General features: G+C 62.1%; 19 protein-coding genes and 1 pseudogene. 11 read left to right on the forward strand and 9 right to left on the reverse strand.

The window, feature by feature from the left end:
• Positions 1–48: 48 nt before the first annotated feature.
• Entirely contained in the window at positions 49–1,341 is a 1,293-nt protein-coding gene (locus tag INT12_RS11710) for an NAD(P)/FAD-dependent oxidoreductase (protein WP_017846041.1), read from the forward strand.
• 1 nt (position 1,342) lies between these two features.
• Here INT12_RS11710 and INT12_RS11715 read toward each other — a convergent pair whose 3' ends face one another.
• Positions 1,343–1,567: a DUF1127 domain-containing protein gene (locus INT12_RS11715; RefSeq protein WP_017846042.1), complete on the reverse strand. Its 225-nt coding sequence runs from the start codon at positions 1,565–1,567 to the stop codon at positions 1,343–1,345.
• 165 nt (positions 1,568–1,732) lie between these two features.
• Here INT12_RS11715 and INT12_RS11720 point away from each other — a divergent pair, with 165 nt between their 5' ends.
• Both INT12_RS11720 and INT12_RS11725 read left to right on the forward strand, forming a co-directional pair.
• Entirely contained in the window at positions 1,733–3,157 is a 1,425-nt protein-coding gene (locus INT12_RS11720; protein ID WP_193039547.1) for a PLP-dependent aminotransferase family protein, read from the forward strand.
• 62 nt (positions 3,158–3,219) lie between these two features.
• Complete coding sequence (locus INT12_RS11725) at positions 3,220–4,788, forward strand: phospholipase D family protein (protein WP_193039548.1); 1,569 nt, start codon at positions 3,220–3,222, stop codon at positions 4,786–4,788.
• Positions 4,789–4,873: 85 nt separating this feature from the next.
• Here the strand turns inward: INT12_RS11725 and INT12_RS11730 are convergent, their stop codons facing one another.
• On the reverse strand, positions 4,874–6,016 hold the full coding sequence (locus tag INT12_RS11730) for an MFS transporter (RefSeq protein WP_017846045.1): 1,143 nt from the start codon (positions 6,014–6,016) through the stop codon (positions 4,874–4,876).
• A 161-nt stretch (positions 6,017–6,177) separates the two neighbouring features.
• Positions 6,178–7,671 (reverse strand): aldehyde dehydrogenase, encoded by a 1,494-nt coding sequence (locus INT12_RS11735; protein ID WP_017846046.1) that lies wholly within the window; start codon positions 7,669–7,671, stop codon positions 6,178–6,180.
• A gap of 230 nt (positions 7,672–7,901) precedes the next feature.
• On the opposite strand from INT12_RS11735, the gene INT12_RS11740 reads away from it, so the two are divergent.
• Complete coding sequence (locus tag INT12_RS11740; protein ID WP_046381648.1) at positions 7,902–8,264, forward strand: cupin domain-containing protein; 363 nt, start codon at positions 7,902–7,904, stop codon at positions 8,262–8,264.
• Between the two features lie 72 nt (positions 8,265–8,336).
• Here INT12_RS11740 and rpmG read toward each other — a convergent pair whose 3' ends face one another.
• Both rpmG and rpmB read right to left on the reverse strand, forming a co-directional pair.
• The gene (gene rpmG, locus INT12_RS11745) at positions 8,337–8,492 is read right to left on the reverse strand and encodes a 50S ribosomal protein L33 (RefSeq protein ID WP_003176906.1); all 156 of its coding nucleotides are present in this window, start codon (positions 8,490–8,492) and stop codon (positions 8,337–8,339) included.
• 11 nt (positions 8,493–8,503) lie between these two features.
• A complete protein-coding gene (gene rpmB, locus INT12_RS11750) occupies positions 8,504–8,737 on the reverse strand; it encodes a 50S ribosomal protein L28 (RefSeq protein WP_003176907.1) in 234 nt (77 codons plus the stop codon).
• Positions 8,738–9,195: 458 nt separating this feature from the next.
• Here rpmB and INT12_RS11755 point away from each other — a divergent pair, with 458 nt between their 5' ends.
• A complete protein-coding gene (locus INT12_RS11755) occupies positions 9,196–10,788 on the forward strand; it encodes an ABC transporter substrate-binding protein (protein ID WP_169884160.1) in 1,593 nt (530 codons plus the stop codon).
• Positions 10,789–10,847: 59 nt separating this feature from the next.
• Here INT12_RS11755 and radC read toward each other — a convergent pair whose 3' ends face one another.
• Complete coding sequence (radC, locus tag INT12_RS11760; RefSeq protein ID WP_017846051.1) at positions 10,848–11,522, reverse strand: RadC family protein; 675 nt, start codon at positions 11,520–11,522, stop codon at positions 10,848–10,850.
• Positions 11,523–11,665: 143 nt separating this feature from the next.
• On the opposite strand from radC, the gene coaBC reads away from it, so the two are divergent.
• The 4 genes and pseudogenes from coaBC (at position 11,666) to argB (ending at position 15,930) form a co-directional block, all read left to right on the forward strand.
• On the forward strand, positions 11,666–12,874 hold the full coding sequence (coaBC, locus tag INT12_RS11765) for a bifunctional phosphopantothenoylcysteine decarboxylase/phosphopantothenate--cysteine ligase CoaBC (protein ID WP_017846052.1): 1,209 nt from the start codon (positions 11,666–11,668) through the stop codon (positions 12,872–12,874).
• 5 nt (positions 12,875–12,879) lie between these two features.
• Complete coding sequence (dut, locus tag INT12_RS11770; RefSeq protein ID WP_017846053.1) at positions 12,880–13,335, forward strand: dUTP diphosphatase; 456 nt, start codon at positions 12,880–12,882, stop codon at positions 13,333–13,335.
• Positions 13,336–13,577: 242 nt separating this feature from the next.
• Positions 13,578–15,002: pseudogene (locus tag INT12_RS11775) on the forward strand (phosphomannomutase/phosphoglucomutase); the annotation flags it as partial.
• A 22-nt stretch (positions 15,003–15,024) separates the two neighbouring features.
• The gene (gene argB / locus INT12_RS11780) at positions 15,025–15,930 is read left to right on the forward strand and encodes an acetylglutamate kinase (protein WP_017846055.1); all 906 of its coding nucleotides are present in this window, start codon (positions 15,025–15,027) and stop codon (positions 15,928–15,930) included.
• Between the two features lie 148 nt (positions 15,931–16,078).
• Here the strand turns inward: argB and pyrE are convergent, their stop codons facing one another.
• Positions 16,079–16,726 (reverse strand): orotate phosphoribosyltransferase, encoded by a 648-nt coding sequence (gene pyrE / locus INT12_RS11785; protein ID WP_017846056.1) that lies wholly within the window; start codon positions 16,724–16,726, stop codon positions 16,079–16,081.
• 82 nt (positions 16,727–16,808) lie between these two features.
• On the opposite strand from pyrE, the gene INT12_RS11790 reads away from it, so the two are divergent.
• Complete coding sequence (locus INT12_RS11790) at positions 16,809–17,588, forward strand: exodeoxyribonuclease III (RefSeq protein ID WP_193058855.1); 780 nt, start codon at positions 16,809–16,811, stop codon at positions 17,586–17,588.
• 60 nt (positions 17,589–17,648) lie between these two features.
• Here the strand turns inward: INT12_RS11790 and INT12_RS11795 are convergent, their stop codons facing one another.
• On the reverse strand, positions 17,649–18,017 hold the full coding sequence (locus tag INT12_RS11795) for a DUF4870 domain-containing protein (protein WP_017846057.1): 369 nt from the start codon (positions 18,015–18,017) through the stop codon (positions 17,649–17,651).
• Positions 18,018–18,039: 22 nt separating this feature from the next.
• Entirely contained in the window at positions 18,040–18,762 is a 723-nt protein-coding gene (rph, locus tag INT12_RS11800) for a ribonuclease PH (RefSeq protein WP_003195497.1), read from the reverse strand.
• Between the two features lie 229 nt (positions 18,763–18,991).
• Here rph and INT12_RS11805 point away from each other — a divergent pair, with 229 nt between their 5' ends.
• Positions 18,992–19,855 carry a YicC/YloC family endoribonuclease gene (locus tag INT12_RS11805; RefSeq protein WP_017846058.1) on the forward strand — a complete coding sequence of 288 codons (864 nt, stop codon included), beginning with the start codon at positions 18,992–18,994 and terminating at the stop codon, positions 19,853–19,855.
• Positions 19,856–19,860 lie beyond the last annotated feature (5 nt).

Raw genomic sequence — 19,860 nt, forward strand, 5'->3', positions numbered from 1 at the left:
GTCCGACCGCTGTATCCTGCGTCAAATTTTCCAAACGGGGATGTTCCCATGACTGCCAGCGCCCGGCACACCGCTTCCTACTACGCCGCCAGCAGCCTGCCGCAACCCGACTATCCGGCGTTGGCCGGCGAAACAGTGGCCGACGTGTGCGTGATCGGCGGCGGTTTTTCCGGGCTCAACACCGCGCTGGAACTGGCCGAACGCGGGTTCAGCGTGGTGCTGCTGGAAGCGCGCAAGATCGCCTGGGGCGCCAGCGGGCGCAATGGCGGCCAGTTGATCCGCGGCGTCGGCCATGGCCTGGAGCAATTCACCAACGTGATCGGCGCCGACGGCGTGCGCCAGATGAAACTGATGGGCCTGGAGGCGGTAGAAATCGTGCGCGAGCGCGTCGAGCGTTTCCAGATCGCCTGCGACCTGACCTGGGGCTACTGCGACCTGGCCAACAAACCCCGCGACCTGCTCGGCCTCGCCGAAGACGCCGAAGAATTGCGCAGCCTGGGCTATCGCCACGAAGTACGCCTGCTGCAAGCCAGCGAAATGGGCAGCGTGATCGGTTCCGAGCGCTACGTGGGCGGCATGATCGACATGGGCTCGGGCCATCTGCACCCGCTGAACCTGGCCCTCGGCGAGGCAGCTGCCGCCCAAAAACTCGGCGTGCAACTGTTCGAACACTCCGAAGTGACGCGCATCGACTACGGCCCCGAGGTCAACGTACACACCGCCCGCGGCAATGTGCGCGCCAAGACCCTGGTACTGGCCTGCAACGCCTATCTGAAGGGGCTCAACCCACTGCTGAGCGGCAAAGTGTTGCCGGCCGGCAGCTATATCATCGCCACCGAGCCGTTAAGCGCCGCCCAGGCGGCCCAATTGCTGCCGCAAAACATGGCGGTGTGTGATCAGCGGGTGACGGTGGACTACTTCCGACTGTCTGCCGACCGTCGTCTGCTGTTCGGCGGCGCCTGCCACTATTCCGGACGCGACCCCAAGGACATCGGCGCCTACATGCGGCCGAAGATGGTGCAGGTGTTCCCCCAACTGGCCGACGTGAAGATCGACTATCAATGGGGCGGCATGATCGGCATCGGTGCCAACCGCTTGCCGCAGATCGGCCGATTGGCGGATCAACCCAACGTGTATTACGCCCAGGCCTACGCCGGTCATGGCCTCAACGCGACACACCTGGCGGGCAAGCTGCTGGGCGAAGCCATCAGCGGCCAGCAGCAGGGACGTTTCGATCTGTTCGCCCAGGTGCCGCACATCACCTTCCCCGGCGGCAAGCACTTGCGCTCGCCGCTGTTGGCGCTGGGGATGCTCTGGCACCGGTTGAAAGAACTGGTGTGACTCAACTGCGCCAGAACGGCTTCAAGCCTTCCTGGCGCGCCTGCTCGGCGGTCAACCCGATATCCCGCAGTTGCTCGGCAGTCAGCTCCAGCAGCACCTTGCGCGTGTGGCGACGGTGCCAGAACAGGCTCCAGCGGTTGCGGGTCGGGGCCGACATCGCCCGCGCCTGCCCCGCTTCCAGTTCCTGGCCGTGTAACGTCAGCCGCACATCGCTCATGCCGTTCATTTTGTCGTCCTCATTTGCTGGTTGCCATGAGTGACTAGAATGAGCGAGTGGACAAAACCATTACAGATTCAACCAAATTTTATTAGATCCATACAGATACTGCCCTCGAGCGGCTGAATCCTGTATTTTCCCTGGATCTGTACTGGTCCCCTGGGAGTGATCACCGTGACCCTTTACGTCAACCTCGCCGAGTTGCTGGGCACCCGCATCGAACAGGGCTTCTACCGCCCCGGCGATCGGCTGCCTTCCGTAAGGGCCTTGAGTGTCGAGCACGGGGTCAGTTTGAGCACCGTGCAGCAAGCGTATCGCATGCTGGAAGACAACGGCCTGGCGATGCCGAAACCCAAGTCCGGTTACTTCGTGCCCGTCGGCCGTGAGCTGCCGGCCTTGCCCGAAGTCGGCCGCCCGGCCCAGCGCCCGGTGGAAATTTCCCAGTGGGACCAAGTGCTCGAGTTGATCCGCGCGGTGCCGCGCAAAGATGTCGTACAGCTGGGCCGCGGCATGCCGGATGTGTTGTCGCCCACCCTCAAGCCGCTGCTGCGCAGCCTGGCCCGCGTCAGCCGGCGCCAGGACCTGCCTGGGTTGTATTACGACAATATCCTCGGCTGTATGGAGTTGCGCGAACAAATCGCCCGACTGTCATTGGATTCCGGCTGCCAGTTGACCGCCGAAGACATCGTGATCACCACCGGCTGCCATGAAGCGCTGTCTGCCAGCATCCGCTCCATCTGCGAGCCGGGGGATATCGTTGCGGTGGACTCGCCGAGCTTCCACGGCGCCATGCAGACCCTCAAGGGCCTGGGCATGAAAGCCCTGGAAATCCCCACGGACCCGCTCACCGGCATCAGCCTCGAAGCCCTGGAACTGGCTCTGGAACAGTGGCCGATCAAAGTCATTCAACTGACCCCCAACTGCAACAATCCTTTGGGCTACATCATGCCGGAGGCACGCAAGCGGGCGCTGTTGACCCTGGCCCAGCGCTTTGACGTGGCAATCATCGAAGACGATGTGTATGGCGAACTGGCCTACAGCTACCCGCGCCCACGCACCATCAAATCCTTCGACGAAGATGGCCGCGTATTGCTCTGCAGCTCGTTCTCGAAAACCCTGGCGCCAGGCCTGCGGATTGGCTGGGTCGCGCCGGGCCGCTACCTGGAGCGGGTGTTGCACATGAAATACATCAGCACCGGCTCCACTGCGATCCAGCCGCAGATCGCCATCGCCGAATTTCTCAAGGGCGGCCATTTCGAACCGCATTTGCGGCGGATGCGTACTCAATACCAACGTAATCGCGACATGATGCTCGACTGGGTCAGCCGTTATTTCCCCGCCGGCACCCGCGCCAGCCGACCTCAAGGCAGCTTCATGCTGTGGATCGAGCTGCCGGAAGGTTTCGACACCCTCAAGCTCAACCGGGTGTTGGTGGAACAAGGCGTACAAATCGCCGTGGGCAGTATCTTTTCCGCGTCCGGCAAGTACAGGAATTGCCTGCGCATGAACTACGCTGCCAAACCTACGCCGCAGATTGAAGAGGCGGTGCGCAAAGTCGGCGCCGTCGCGAGCAAGATGCTGGCCGAGGCCGCCGACTGACCTTTCCGGGAAAATAGCCGTCCTATGTCGACAACCGCCCTGATCTGGAAACGGTGCCCTTGATGACTCGACGGCTTTTAGCGTTTTTCCTGTTGGGCGCCCTGGCCCTGGGCGGCTGCGCCACGGTGAATGTGCCGCGCATCCCCAGCGATGCCCTGCCGGCGACGCAGTCGTCGTTCGGCCGTTCGATCCAGGCCCAGGCCGCGCCGCATCAGGGCCGCTCCGGCTTTCGCCTGCTGCCCAACAGCAGCGAGGCGTTCATGGCCCGCGCCGAACTGATCCGCAACGCCCAGACCAGCCTCGACCTGCAGTACTACATCGTCCACGACGGCATCAGCACCCGCCTGCTCGTGGATGAACTGCTCAAGGCCGCCGACCGTGGCGTGCGTGTGCGTATCCTGCTGGACGACACCACCAGCGACGGCCTCGATCAGGTCATCGCCACCCTCGCCGCCCATCCCAACATCCAGATTCGCCTGTTCAACCCGCTGCACCTGGGGCGCAGCACCGGCGTGACGCGCGCCATGGGGCGCCTGCTCAACCTGTCGCTGCAACATCGACGCATGCACAACAAACTGTGGCTGGCGGACAACAGCGCGGCCATCGTCGGCGGGCGCAACCTGGGCGACGAATATTTCGACGCCGAACCCAACCTTAATTTCACCGACATCGACATGCTCAGCGTGGGCCCGGTGGCCGAGCAACTCGGCCACAGTTTCGACCAGTATTGGAACAGCGCCCTGAGCAAGCCCATCAATGAATTCATCTCCAACCTGCCGTCCAAAGGCGACCTGGCCAGCGCACGCCTGCGCCTGGAAGAATCCCTGGCCCAGTCGTGCCAACAGAACCACGCCTTGTACAACCGCCTGCGCACCTACAAGACCGAACCGCGCCTGGACATCTGGCGGCGCGAGCTGATCTGGGCCTGGAACCAGGCGTTGTGGGACGCCCCGAGCAAGGTACTCGCCAAGAATGATCCGGACCCGCGCCTGCTGCTGACCACCCAATTGGAACCGGAGCTCGAAGGCGTCAACCATGAGTTGATGATGATTTCGGCGTATTTCGTGCCGGGGCAGCCGGGCCTGGTGTACCTGACCGGTCGCGCGGACGCGGGCGTCTCGGTGAGCCTGCTGACCAACTCCCTCGAAGCCACCGACGTGCCGGCCGTACACGGCGGCTACGCGCCCTATCGCAAGGCGCTGCTGGAGCACGGCGTGAAACTCTATGAGTTGCGCCGCCAACCCGGCGCACCCCGCACAGGCAGCGGCCCCCACCTGTTTCGTCGCGGCCTGTTCCTCGGCTCGGATTCCAGCCTGCACAGCAAGGCGATGATTTTTGATCGGCAGAAATCGTTTATCGGCTCGTTCAACTTCGACCCGCGTTCGGTGCTGTGGAATACCGAAGTCGGCGTGCTGGTGGACAGCCCTGAGCTGGCCGAGCACCTGCGCAATCTGGCGCTGCAAGGCATGGCGCCAGCATTGAGCTACGAGGCGAAATTACAGGATGGCCAGGTGGTGTGGACCACCGAAGATAACGGGCAACCGCACACCCTGACCCGCGAGCCGGGCAGCTGGTGGCGCCACTTCAATGCCTGGTTCGCCACCTCCGTCGGCCTGGAGCGCATGCTGTAGGAGCGAGCTTGCTCGCGAAGATCGCAAGAACACCGCACTTAACCAGACCGTACCCGTCATCGCTAACGCCTTCATCCCCTCGCGCCTAAGCGGGCTGCGCGGCGCCAAACGCCCCCTGACGCAACAACAGCACCACCAACCCCAGCGCCCCGGCCGCCATCAGCCACGGCAATGCATGCCCGCTGATCCACTGGCTGCCCGCACCGGCCACCAGCGGCCCGATCAGGCAACCGATGCCCCAGAGCTGCGCCACGTGGGCATTGGCGCGCACCAGCGCATCGTCGCGGTAACGCTCGCCGATCAGGATCAACGACAAGGTGAACAAACCGCCGGCACTCGCGCCGAACAGCACCCACACCGGCCAGATCAGCAGCGTGTGCATCAACAACGGGACCGCCAGGCTCGCCCCCAGCAACAGCAGCGCGCAGCTCAAGAACAGCGTGCGCCGCGGCAGGTAGTCGGCCAGCGCACCGATGGGCAGCTGCAGCAACGCATCGCCCACCACCACCGTGCTGACCATCGCCAGGGCGATCTCGGCCGTGAAGCCTTGCTGCAAGCAATACACCGGCAGCAGCGTCAGGATCATCGCCTCGAACGCCGCGAATAACGCCACCGCCCAGGCAATCGCCGGCAGGCTCCGACAGAAGCGCCACAGCTCGGCAAACGTCACGCTGAAGGACTCGGCGGTCGGCGCCCCGGAACGCCCCAGCAACAGCAACGGCGCCAGCGTCAACAGGCCCACGCCCACCCAGAACCCATAGTCATGATCGGTGCCCAGCACGCCCAACAGCAGCGGCCCCGACAGCTGGCTCAGCGCATAGGTGCAGCCATACAGCGCCACCAGCCGGCCGCGCCATTGCTCCACCACCAACTGGTTGATCCAGCTTTCGCCAAGAATGAACACGATGGTCAGGATCACCCCGATCATCAGCCGCAGCACCAGCCACACCGGGTAGCTCGGCAGGATCGCCAACAGGCCGATGGACACCGCCCCCGCCCACAGGCACAGGCGCATCAGACGCGCAGTGCCCAGCCAGGACGCCAGCCGACTGGAAACCTTCGCCCCCAACAGCACGCCGAAGGCCGGCATCGCAGCCATCACTCCAATGGCGAAGCTGCCGTAGCCCCAGCCTTCCAGGCGCAGGGACACCAGCGGCATGCTGACACCCAACGCCAGACCAACGCTGAGCACCGAGGCCAGCACGGCGAAATAAGTCGCCCAACGCATTTCCACGCTCCTGTGGATAGTTTTTTCAGGGCTGTAAACGAACTGTAGGAGCGCGCTTGCTCGCGAAGAACGCCAACGATAACGCGTGCTGTCTGGTTGAACGCGGTGTCTTTGAGTTCTTCGCGAGCAAGCTCGCTCCTACAGGGGACCTGCGGTGTTGCTTAGAGCTTGATCCAGGTCGCCTTCAGCTCGGTGTACTTGTCGAACGCATGCAGCGACTTGTCGCGACCGTTGCCCGACTGCTTGAAGCCACCAAACGGCGCGGTCATGTCACCGCCGTCGTACTGGTTGACCCACACGCTACCGGCGCGCAGCGCTTTGGCGGTGAGGTGCGCCTTGGAAATATCCGCCGTCCACACCGCCGCGGCCAGGCCGTATTGGGTGTCGTTGGCGATGGCGATGGCTTCTTCGGCGCTGTCGAAAGTGAGCACCGAGAGGACCGGGCCGAAGATTTCTTCGCGGGCGATCTTCATCGCGTTGGTCACTCCGTCGAAAATCGTCGGCTCGACGTAAGTGCCACCGGTCTCTTCCAGCGTGCGCTTGCCGCCCGCCACCAGCTTGGCACCGTCGGCATGACCGGCTTCGATGTAGGACAGCACGGTGTTCATCTGTTGAGTGTCTACCAGCGCGCCGACGTTCGTGGCCGGGTCCAGCGGGTTGCCTGGCTTCCAGCCCTTCAGCGCGGCGATCACCAGCGGTAGGAATTTATCCTTGATGGAACGCTCCACCAGCAGACGCGAACCGGCGGTGCAGACCTCGCCCTGGTTGAAGGCAATCGCGCCGGCGGCGGATTCGGCGGCGGCTTGCAGATCCGGAGCATCGGCGAACACGATGTTCGGGCTCTTGCCGCCCGCTTCCAGCCATACACGTTTCATGTTCGATTCGCCGGAGCGGATCAACAGCTGTTTGGCGATTTTGGTGGAGCCGGTGAACACCAGGGTGTCGACATCCATGTGCAGCGCGAGCGCGTTACCCACGGTGTGGCCGTAGCCCGGCAGCACGTTGAACACGCCTTTTGGAATACCGGCCTCAACGGCCAGCGCCGCGATGCGGATGGCGGTCAGCGGGGATTTTTCAGACGGTTTGAGGATCACGGAGTTACCGGTCGACAGCGCCGGCCCGAGTTTCCAGCAAGCCATCATCAGCGGGAAATTCCACGGCACGATGGCGGCAACCACACCGACCGGCTCACGGGTCACCAGACCCAGCTGATCGTGAGGGGTGGAAGCGACTTCATCATAAATCTTGTCGATGGCCTCGCCGCTCCAGCTCAGGGCATTCGCCGCGCCGGGTACGTCGATATTCAGGGCGTCGCTGATCGGCTTGCCCATGTCCAGGGTTTCCAGCAGCGCCAGCTCTTCTGCATTGGCCTTGAGCAACGCGGCGAAACGGATCATGGTGGCCTTGCGCTTGGCCGGCGCCAGGCGCGACCAGACACCGGAGTTGAACGTGGCGCGGGCATTTTCCACGGCGCGCTGGGCGTCGGCGACGTCACAGCTGGCAACGCTGGTCAGCAGGCGGCCATCGACGGGGCTGATGCATTCGAACGTGTCGCCGGAAACGGCGGCGGTGTACTCGCCATTGATATAGGCGCGGCCTTCGATCTTCAGATCCTTGGCGCGTTGCTCCCAGTCGGCACGGGTCAGGGTGGTCATGCGAGTGTCCTCCTCTTATTGAATACAAGGGCCAGGCGATGTGCCCCGGCAGCCTCAAAGAATGCTTGCCCCGCCAGCCAGTTGTTCGGCTCAAGGCAACTGCCACCCTAAACCAGCGGCTGGGGATGTATCAATATATTTGACATAACGCCGGTAAACGCCCTTGCGATGTTCATTTTAATAAACATAGACTTTGGGCTCTCCAACCGCAGGCCAGACGGGACACGCACATGAGCATCCAGGACATCGTCGACTTCAGCCAAGCCAACACCGCCCCCGATCGCTACCTCCCTGCCCCGGAAAAAATCCTCAAGGGCAATCCCGAGCAAACGATCTACAACCACTACAACAGCCCGTGCGGCCAGATGAGCGCCGGCGTCTGGGAAGGCGACGTCGGGCAGTGGAAGGTCAACTACACCGAACATGAGTACTGCGAGATTGTGCAGGGGGTTTCCGTACTGCGCGATGCCGAGGGCAACGCCAAGACCTTGCGCGCCGGCGACCGCTTCGTTATCCCGGCCGGCTTCAGCGGCACCTGGGAAGTGCTCGAGCCCTGCCGCAAGATCTATGTGGTGTTCGAACAGAAGGCCTGATCAGCAAATTCTGCGCAAAAAAAAAGCCCGAATCGTGAGAAACGGGCTTTTTTTCACAAGGAAGAAAATCAATTACTTGATTTTGCCTTCTTTGTAGATCACGTGCTTGCGAACGCGCGGGTCGAACATTTTCTTTTCGAGCTTGTCCGGGGTAGTACGCTTGTTCTTGTCGGTAGTGTAGAAGTGACCAGTACCGGCGCTAGAGATCATTCGAATCAATTCACGCATGATAGAGCTCCTTAGATCTTGCCAGCGGCGCGGATTTCGGCCAGCACGACAGTGATGCCACGCTTGTCGATAATGCGCATGCCTTTGGCAGATACGCGCAGACGCACAAAACGTTTCTCTTCTTCAACCCAGAAGCGGTGATGCTGCAGGTTCGGCAGGAAACGACGACGGGTTTTGTTATTTGCGTGGGAAATGTTATTCCCAGTCACCGGACCCTTACCGGTAACTTGACAGACTCTCGACATGCCTCAGCCCTCTAAAACCACATGCCCAACCCGGCATGGGTTGGCCGCTTAATCTCTCAGTCATTTGGCGCCAGGCGCCGCGTTTCTTTAGGGTCTTACCGGCTACACCTACAAGCGAAGGAACCGGGCCCCTAGAAAAGAGCGCTGCTTTATACCAGAAAGACCCAAGTGCAACAACAGCCCGTGTGTTTTTACCGGCGTAAATCTCGGCGACAGATGGCCGAACCGTTGCCAGGAGGGGCCGCTGCAATAGCCGACCGCTCGTCGCACAGAATGATTTACAACGCCCGCAAGTACCAAAAAGTACAAGGCGAAACGCGCTGAGGCGCCATCAAAACAGCATTTGAGCCAAAAGCACAGGCAAAAATGGACTAGTCATTTATCAATCAGACCACTACGGTAGGACTTTTCCAGACTGCACTCGCAGATGGGCCTTCGATCTGCACAGGAAACCGAACATGCGCCTCGCTGCCCTACCGCTTTTGCTAGCCCCTCTGTTTATCGCGTCGCAGGCCCTGGCGGCCACCAATCTGAGCGTGTGTACCGAAGCCAGTCCCGAAGGGTTTGACGTAGTGCAGTACAACTCGCTGACCACCACCAACGCCTCGGCCGACGTGCTGATGAACAGCCTGGTGAACTATGACGCAGTCAGCGGCAAGCTGGTGCCAAGCCTGGCGGACAGCTGGGAAGTGTCGCCGGACGGCCTGACCTACACCTTCCAGTTGCACCCCAACGTAAAATTCCACCGCACCGACTATTTCACCCCGAGCCGCACCCTGACCGCCGAGGATGTCCGCTTCAGCTTCGAACGCATGCTCGATCCGGCCAACCCATGGCACAAGATCGCCCAGAGCGGCTTCCCCCATGCCCAGTCGCTGCAATTGCCGGCACTGATCAAGAAGATCGACGCCCTTGACCCGCTGACCGTGCGCTTCACCCTCGATCACCCCGACTCGACCTTCCTCGCCGCGCTGAGCATGGGTTTTGCCTCGATCTACCCGGCCGAGTACGCCGACAAGCTGCTCAAGGCCGGCACCCCGGAGAAGCTCAACAGCCAGCCCATCGGCACCGGCCCGTTCATCTTCACGCGGTTCCAGAAAGATGCCGTGGTGCGCTACAAAGCCAACCCGGACTATTTCGCCGGCAAACCGGCTGTGGATAACTTGATCTTCGCCATCACCCCGGATGCGAACGTGCGCCTGCAGAAACTGCACCGCGACGAATGCCAGATCGCACTGTCGCCCAAACCCCTGGATGTGGGCGAAGCCGAGAAAGATCCCGCACTCAAAATAGAAAAAACCGCAGCATTCATGACTGCATTCGTCGCGATCAACAGCCAGCACCCACCGCTGGACAAGCCCGAAGTGCGCCAGGCGATCAACCTGGCCTTCGACAAGGACAGCTACCTCAAAGCCGTGTTCGAAGGCACCGCCGAAGCCGCCAACGGCCCCTACCCGCCCAACACCTGGAGCTATGCCAAGGAGTTGCCGGGTTATCCACAGGACATCGCCAAGGCCAAGCTGCTGCTGGAGCGCGCCGGGCTCAAGGACGGCTTCAAGACCACGATCTGGACACGCCCCACCGGCAGCCTGCTGAACCCCAACCCCAACCTCGGCGCGCAACTGTTGCAGGCGGACCTGGCCGAGGTCGGCATCCAGGCCGAGATCCGCGTGATCGAATGGGGCGAGCTGATCCGCCGCGCCAAGGCCGGCGAACACGACCTGCTGTTCATGGGCTGGGCCGGCGACAACGGCGACCCGGATAACTTCCTGACTCCGCAGTTCTCCTGCGCGGCAGTGAAATCCGGCACCAACTTCGCCCGCTATTGCGACCCGGCCCTGGACAAACTCATCAGCGCCGGCAAGACCACTAGCGAGCAAGGGGTGCGCAGCAAGCTGTATCAACAGGCGCAGGCGCAGATCCAACAGCAGGCACTGTGGCTGCCGCTGGCGCACCCGATGGCGTTCGCCCTGATCCGCAAGAATGTCGAGGGGTACCAGGTGAGCCCGTTTGGGCGGCAGGACTTTTCGAAAGTCAGCGTCAAGCCCTGAGCTGCAAGCTGCAAGCCCCCTTGAGGCTTGCAGCTGCAACCTTGCAACTGCTGCCCCTCCTACATCCACCCGTATTCCGCCATCGACAATGGATCACCATCGCCCACGATGATGTGATCCAGCACCCGCACATCCACCACTTCCAAGGCTTTTTGCAGGATTTTGGTCAATTTTCGATCAGCCGCACTCGGCTCCACACTCCCCGAGGGATGGTTGTGGCACAGGATCAACGCCGCCGCGTTATACGCCAGGGCGCGCTTGACCACTTGCCGCGGGTAAACCACGGTGGCGTCGATGGTGCCCTGGAACAACGCCTCGAACCCCAGCACCCGATGCTTTGAATCGAGAAACAGGCAGCCGAAGATCTCGTGAGGCTCATGGCGCAACAGCGCCTTGAGGTAGTCCCGCACAGCGACCGGGCTTTCCAGCACCGAGTCACTGCGCAGCTGTTCGGCCAAGTGGCGCCGGGACATTTCCAGTACCGCCTGCAGCTGGGCAAACTTCGCCGGCCCCAGCCCCAACTGCTGGCTGAACAGCACCTGGCTGGCCTCCAGCAGCGGGCGCAAGCCACCGAACTGCGCCAACAGATGCCGCGCCAGGTCCACCGCGCTCCGCCCGGCCACGCCGGTGCGCAGGAAGATAGCCAACAGTTCCGCGTCGGACAGCGTTGCGGCCCCCCATTCCAAAAGCTTCTCCCGCGGCCGCTCGGCCACCGGCCAATCACGAATACTCATCCCGCCTCCCTGTGCATGTGCGCCGCTGTTGCCTGGCGGACGCTGTGTTATCGTAGGCCCTCTTTTTTGCATGCGATTTCACCTGGGGAGGGGGCATCGCAGGCGTCACTGAACTGGCTTCACTGAACTGGAAAGGCAAACCAATGCAGCGTCTGTATCGGAAACGCATCGTTCTCGGCGTCGGCGGCGGCATTGCCGCCTACAAGAGCGCAGAGCTGGTTCGCAGGCTTCTCGACCAGGGCGCCGAAGTGCGTGTGGTCATGACCCGCGGCGGCAGTGAGTTCATCACCCCGCTGACCATGCAGGCCCTGTCCGGCCACCCGGTTCACCTGGACCTGCTGGACCCGGCCGCCGAAGCCGCCATGGGCCATATCGAACTGGCCAAATGGGCCGACCTGGTGCTGATCGCCCCGGCCACCGCCGACCTGATCGCCCGCCTGGCGCAAGGCATCGCCGATGACTTGCTGACCACGCTGGTCCTGGCCACCGACGCCACTGTCGCCATCGCCCCGGCCATGAACCAGGCCATGTGGCGCGACCCGGCCACCCAAGCCAATACGCAGCTCCTGCAAAGCCGTGGCCTCAAGGTGTTCGGCCCGGCCTCCGGCAGCCAGGCCTGCGGCGACGTCGGCATGGGCCGCATGCTCGAAGCCACCGACCTGGCACTGTGCGCCGCCGAGTGCTTCCAGCACCTGGCCCTGACTGGCAAGCACGTGTTGATCACCGCCGGCCCGACCCAGGAAAACATCGACCCGGTGCGCTACATCACCAACCATAGCTCAGGAAAAATGGGCTTTGCCCTGGCTGAAGCAGCGGTCGAGGCAGGCGCGCGCGTGACCCTCATCACCGGCCCGGTGCATTTGCCGACCCCTGATCGCGTCACCCGGATCGACGTGGTCAGCGCCCGGGACATGTTGGCGGCCTGTGAGGCGGCCATTCCCTGCGACCTGTTTATCGCCTCGGCAGCGGTTGCGGATTACCGCCCGGAAGTCGTCGCCCCGCAAAAGCTCAAGAAAGACCCTACCAGCGGCGACGGCCTGCTCCTGCAAATGGTGCGTAACCCGGACATCCTGGCCACCATCGCCAGCCGCCCGGACCGTCCGTTCAGCGTCGGTTTCGCCGCCGAGACCGAGCACCTGCTGGACTACGCCGCACGTAAATTGAAAGACAAAAACCTCGACCTGATCGTTGCCAATGATGTCGCCAACCCAAGCATCGGCTTCAACAGTGAGGAAAACGCCTGCAGCGTGATCGATCGCGACCTGCACGCCACCCTTTTCGCCCAGACCAGCAAGGGCAAGATTGCCCGCCAACTGATCTCTTTTATCGCCCAACGGCTGAACCAGGTTTAATTTACATGCACGCTTTGCAAGCCAAGATCCTCGACCCCCGCATCGGCACCGACTTCCCCCTGCCGGCCTATGCCACACCGGGCTCCGCCGGCCTGGACCTGCGCGCCATGCTCAAGGAAGACACCGTCCTCGAGCCGGGCCAGACCCTGCTGATTCCGACCGGCCTGTCGATCTATGTCGGCGACCCGGGCCTGGCGGCGCTGATTCTGCCGCGCTCGGGCCTCGGCCATAAGCACGGCATCGTGCTGGGCAACCTGGTCGGCCTGATCGACTCGGACTACCAGGGCGAGTTGATGGTGTCGTGCTGGAACCGCGGCCAGACCGCCTTCAACATCGTCGTCGGCGAGCGCATCGCGCAGCTGGTGCTGGTGCCGGTGGTGCAGGCGCACTTCGAACTGGTACAGGAATTCGACGCAACCCAACGCGGCGCAGGCGGTTTTGGGCATTCCGGCAGTCACTGACCACAGCAAACCGGGGCGGACGCTACCGTCCGGCCCGGTTAGATGCCACCGCATGGCCTTTCAGGATGAAGAATGCGCGGACCTGACGAGCGACACTTCCTCAGTAAAATCAATGCATTACGTAAACATAAGCGCGGAGCGGTTGCTCCGATGGCCTTTTTGCACCACGAACTCTGCACCGAAAACGCCGTCATACCCTTCAGTTTAAGCCTGCCGGTCAGCCACATTAAGGCCAGCCTTGTCTCTTTCAGATGGAGTTTCCCCCCGCGATGAGTACCGCCGCCCGAGTAGCCCCGACCTTCCCCGACAGCATCTTCCGCGCCTATGACATCCGTGGCGTGGTGCCCAAGACCCTGACCGCCGAAACCGCCTACTGGATTGGCCGCGCCATCGGCGCCCAAAGCCTGGCCCAGGACGAACCGAACGTTTCGGTCGGCCGTGACGGTCGCCTGTCCGGTCCCGAACTGGTGGAGCAATTGATCCAGGGCCTGGCCGACAGCGGTTGCCATGTCAGCGACGTCGGCCTGGTGCCGACCCCGGCGCTGTACTACGCCGCCAACGTGCTGGCCGGCAAATCCGGGGTGATGCTCACCGGCAGCCACAACCCATCGGACTACAACGGCTTCAAGATCGTCATCGCCGGCGACACCCTGGCCAACGAACAGATCCAGGCCCTGCACACACGCCTGAAAACCAACGACCTGACCAGCGGCAAAGGCAGCATCACCAAGGTCGACATTCTTCAGCGCTACTCCGACGAAATCACCGGCGACGTCAAACTCGCGCGCCGCCTGAAAGTGGTGGTGGACTGCGGCAACGGCGCGGCCGGCGTGATCGCCCCGCAACTGCTCGAAGCCCTGAACTGCGAAGTAGTGCCGTTGTTCTGCGACGTCGACGGCAACTTCCCCAACCACCATCCAGACCCGGGCAAGCCTGAAAACCTGGTGGACCTGATCGCCAAGGTCAAGGAAACCGGGGCCGACGTCGGCCTGGCCTTTGACGGCGACGGTGACCGCGTGGGCGTGGTGACCAACACCGGCGAAAACGTGTTCGCCGACCGCCTGCTGATGCTGTTTGCCCGTGATGTGGTGGCGCGCAACCCGAATGCCGAAATCATCTTCGACGTAAAATGCACCCGTCGCCTGACGCCGCTGATCAAGGAATATGGCGGTCGCCCGCTGATGTGGAAGACCGGTCACTCGTTGATCAAAAAGAAAATGAAGGAAACCGGCGCGCTGCTGGCCGGCGAAATGAGCGGCCACGTGTTCTTCAAGGAGCGTTGGTTCGGGTTTGACGACGGCATTTACAGCGCCGCTCGTCTGCTGGAGATCCTCAGCAAGGAAAAATCCACGGCGCAGGAGCTGTTTCAGACCTTCCCGAATGATATTTCTACGCCAGAGATCAATATCCATGTGACCGAAGAGAGCAAATTCAGCATCATTGACGCATTGCACGATGCGCAATGGGGCGAAGGCGCCAACCTGACCTCCATTGATGGTGTGCGAGTCGATTACGCCAAAGGCTGGGGCCTGGTTCGCGCGTCCAACACCACACCGGTGCTGGTGCTGCGTTTCGAGGCGGATACCGAGGCTGAGTTGCAGCGCATCAAGGACGTGTTCCACGTCCAGTTGAAACGTGTTGCCCCCGATCTCCAATTACCGTTCTGATTTTTTTGCACCGGAGCCCTGAATGACCCTCGAACGCGAAGCCGCTGCCAACACCGCCAAGGTCCTGTCCGAAGCGTTGCCCTACATTCGACGCTACGTCGGCAAGACGCTGGTGATCAAATACGGCGGCAATGCCATGGAAAGCGACGAGCTGAAAACCGGCTTTGCCCGCGATATCGTGTTGATGAAAGCCGTGGGGATCAACCCGGTGGTGGTCCACGGCGGCGGCCCGCAGATCGGCGACCTGCTCAAGCGCCTGTCGATCGAAAGCCACTTCATCGATGGCATGCGTGTCACTGACGCGCAGACCATGGACGTGGTGGAGATGGTCCTCGGCGGCCAGGTGAACAAAGACATCGTCAACCTGATCAACCGCCACGGCGGCAGCGCGATTGGCCTGACCGGCAAGGACGCGGAGCTGATCCGCGCGAAAAAACTGACCGTGACCCGTCAGACGCCGGAAATGACCCAGCCAGAAATCATCGACATCGGCCAGGTGGGCGAAGTGATCGGTATCAACACCGACTTGCTGAACCTGCTGGTCAAAGGTGATTTCATCCCGGTCATCGCGCCGATCGGCGTGGGCGCCAACGGTGAGTCCTACAACATCAACGCCGACCTGGTTGCCGGCAAAGTGGCCGAAGCGCTGAAGGCTGAAAAGCTGATGCTGCTGACCAACATCGCCGGCCTGATGGACAAGCAAGGCAAGGTGCTGACCGGCCTGACCACCCAACAAGTGGACGAGCTGATCGCCGACGGCACCATCTATGGCGGCATGCTGCCGAAGATCCGTTGTGCGCTGGAAGCGGTGCAGGGCGGCGTCGGCAGCTCGCTGATCCTTGACGGCCGCGTGCCAAATGCGATCCTGCTGGAAATCTTCACCGACACTGGTGTGGGTACGCTGATCAGCAACCGCAAGCGTCCTTAAACACAAAAAGCCCCACCCCCTGTAGGAGCGAGCTTGCTCGCGAAAAACGTAAAGACGCCGCGTTCATCCAGAATAAACGCGTCATCGTTGGCGTTCTTCGCGAGCAAGCTCGCTCCTACAGGGGGTGGGGCTTTTTGTTGTGCGGCGTTTACTGGACGCCGAACTGCTCGCGGTACGCCCGTACTGCCGGCAAGTGCTGCTTGAGCTGCGGATCATCTTCCAGGAACTGCAACACCTGGTTCAACGACACGATGCTCACCACCGGGATGCCGAAATCGCGCTCCACTTCCTGGATCGCCGACAACTCACCATTGCCACGCTCCTGGCGGTTCAAGGCGATCAGCACGCCTGCGGCCTTGGCACCCTCCTGGGAGGCGATGATCTGCATCACTTCACGGATGGCGGTGCCAGCGGTGATCACGTCGTCGATGATCAGCACGTTGCCGGTGAGCGGCGCGCCCACCAGGCTACCGCCTTCGCCATGGGCCTTGGCTTCCTTGCGGTTGAAGCACCACGGCAGATCGCGCCCATGGTGTTCGGCCAACGCCACGGCCGTCGCGGCGGCCAGGGGGATGCCCTTGTAGGCCGGACCGAACAGAACGTCGAAGGAAATACCGCTTTCAACGATGGCAGCCGCGTAGAAACGCCCCAACTGAGCCAGGGCCGAACCCGAGTTGAACAAGCCAGCATTGAAGAAATACGGGCTGGTGCGCCCGGACTTGAGGGTGAACTCACCGAAGCGCAAAACCCCGCGATCGATGGCAAAACGAATGAAATCGCGTTGATACGCCTGCATGAAAAAAGCCTCAGATACCACGGATTTAGCTAATTAGGTAGACGGCGTGTATCATACACGCACGCGATTTTTGGGGCCATTTATGCGGATCATCAGTGTGAACGTTAATGGTATTCAGGCTGCAGTCGAGCGTGGTTTGCTCAGTTGGCTGCAAGCCCAGAATGCCGACGTCATCTGCCTGCAGGACACCCGCGCCTCCGCCTTTGAACTGGACGATCCAGCCTTCCAACTGGATGGCTACTTCCTTTATGCCTGCGATGCCGAAGTGCCCACCCAAGGTGGCGTGGCTTTGTACTCGCGGTTGCAACCCAAGGCGGTCATCAGCGGCCTCGGCTTCGAGACAGCCGACCGCTACGGGCGCTACCTGCAAGCCGATTTCGACAAGGTCAGCATCGCGACCTTGCTGCTTCCTTCGGGGCAGAACGGCGATGAAGACTTGAACCAGAAGTTCAAGCTAATGGACGACTTCGCCCGTTATCTGGATAAACAGCGACGCAAACGTCGCGAGTACATTTATTGTGGCTCGTTGTACGTGGCGCAACAGAAGCTGGATATCAAGAACTGGCGCGACAGCCAGCAATCCCCGGGTTTCCTGGCGCCGGAACGGGCCTGGATGGACGAGATTGTCGGCAACATGGGCTATGTCGATGCCCTGCGCGAAGTCAGCCGCGAAGGCGACCAGTACAGCTGGTGGCCAGACAACGAACAGGCTGAGATGCTCAACCTGGGCTGGCGTTTCGACTACCAGCTGCTGACCCCAGGCCTGCGTCGCTTTGTGCGCAGCGCACGCCTGCCACGCCAGCCGCGCTTCTCGCAGCCCGCGCCGCTGATCGTGGACTACGACTGGACACTGACCATCTGAGGTCTTTGCCCAGGCACAAAAAAAACCGACATCGCTGTCGGTTTTTTTGTGCGCGCCTGGTTACTTGATCAGCCGCCAGGTCCACGGGTAGCGGTAGGCCGTGCCGTTGTTGGCCTTGATCCCGCCAATGATCGTCAGCACCAGCGCCGCGACCACCAGGATCAACATCAACAGGAAGCCGATCACCACGAACCCCAGCACCATGCAGACCAGCCAGGCAATGGCCACGGTGATCTGGAAATTCAGGGCTTCCTTGCCCTGATCATCGATCAGCGGGTCCATGTCCTTCTTGATCTGCCACAGGATCAGCGGCCCCAACAGGCTGCCGAAAGGGAACACCAGGCCCAGAAACGCCGCGAAGTGACACAACATCGCCCATTGGCGGACTTCCTTGGACGGTGCTGGAACCGGCAGTTGACTGTCACTCATGGCGTTTCTCCTTGAAGCCGGTTCAGTCGGCCAGCGCGGCGTTCTGCAGCTCGAAAATCTCGGTCATGCCTTTCTGCGCCAGCGCCAGCATGGCATTCAGCTCAGCCGGCTGGAATGGCGCACCTTCGGCGGTGCCCTGCACTTCGATGAAACCACCGGTGCTGGTCATCACCACGTTCAGGTCGGTCTCGGCGGCCGAGTCTTCCAGGTAATCCAAGTCCAGCACTGGCTCGCCCTGGTACATGCCCACCGACACAGCGGCGATCATCTGCTTGAGCGGGTCGCCGGCTTTCAGGCCGCCACGCTTCTTGATCACTTTCAACGCGTCGACCAGCGCAACCATGGCACCGGTGATGGAGGCAGTGCGCGTGCCGCCGTCGGCCTGGATCACGTCGCAGTCGACGTACAGGGTCACGTCGCCCAGCTTGGACATGTCCAGGGCAGCACGCAGCGAACGGCCGATCAGGCGCTGGATTTCCAGGGTACGGCCGCCTTGCTTGCCACGGCTGGCTTCACGCTGGTTACGCTCGCCGGTGGCGCGCGGCAGCATGCCGTATTCGGCGGTCAACCAACCCTGGCCCTGGCCCTTGAGGAAACGCGGCACGCCGTTTTCGACGCTGACGGTGCAGATCACCTTGGTATCGCCAAACTCGACCAGTACAGATCCCTCGGCGTGTTTGGTGTAGTTGCGGGTGATGCGGATCGAGCGGAGCTGATCGGCAGCGCGACCACTTGGACGTTTCATAGGGGATACCTGTACGGAGGACGAAAAACTGCCGAGCATTATAGAGCCGCGAGCCGATTCGGGGCACGTCTAAAAAATTCGGTTACGAATCGTCGACTGGCGGTGCTTTGTCAGTGCCAGGGTTTGGGGCCAATCGCCCCACTGCGCTACACTCCTGCGCCTTCGCAGCCTGTCGGCTTCAATTTACCCATCAGCCCGCCATCGCGGGACTGCAACGCGAGGTACCTCCATGGTGCACAGCATGACCGCCTTCGCCCGCGTCGAAAAAGCCGGCGCGCAAGGCACCCTGAGCTGGGAACTGCGCTCGGTCAACAGCCGCTACCTGGAGCCGCACCTGCGCCTGCCGGAATCGTTCCGCGACCTCGAAGGCGCGGTACGTGAAGCACTGCGCCAGGGCATTTCCCGCGGCAAGCTGGAATGCACCCTGCGCTTTACCGAGGAAACCACCGGCAAACCGCTGCAGGTCGACCGCGAACGCGCCGCGCAACTGGTCGCCGCTGCCGAAACCATCGCCGGCCTGATCAAGCAGCCGGCCGCGCTGAACCCGCTGGAAGTGCTGGCCTGGCCCGGCGTGCTGGTGGCCGACGCCAGCGACCCGCAAGCCCTCAACGCCGAAGCCCTCGCCTTGTTCACCCAGGGTTTGAAGGAACTCAAGGCCGGCCGCGAGCGCGAAGGCGCCGAGCTGGCCCGCCTGATCAGCGAGCGCCTGAGCGCGATCGAAGCCGACGTGGTCACCTTGCGCGAGCTGGTGCCGCAGATGCTCGCGACCCAGCGCCAGAAGGTCCTCGACCGCTTCGCCGACATGAAGGCCGACCTCGATCCGGTACGCCTGGAGCAGGAAATGGTCCTGTTGGCGCAGAAGAGCGACGTCGCCGAAGAACTCGATCGCCTGAGCACCCACATCCTTGAAGTACGCCGCGTGCTCAAGTCCGGCGGCGCCGCCGGTCGGCGCCTGGATTTCCTGATGCAGGAACTCAACCGCGAAGCCAATACACTGGGCTCCAAGGCGTTCGATCCGCGCAGCACCACGGCGGCGGTCAACCTCAAAGTGTTGATCGAGCAAATGCGCGAACAAGTACAGAATATTGAGTAAGGCAA

Source organism: Pseudomonas sp. K8 (genome assembly GCF_014889455.1).
In the GTDB taxonomy this organism is placed as follows: Bacteria; Pseudomonadota; Gammaproteobacteria; order Pseudomonadales; family Pseudomonadaceae; genus Aquipseudomonas; species Aquipseudomonas veronii.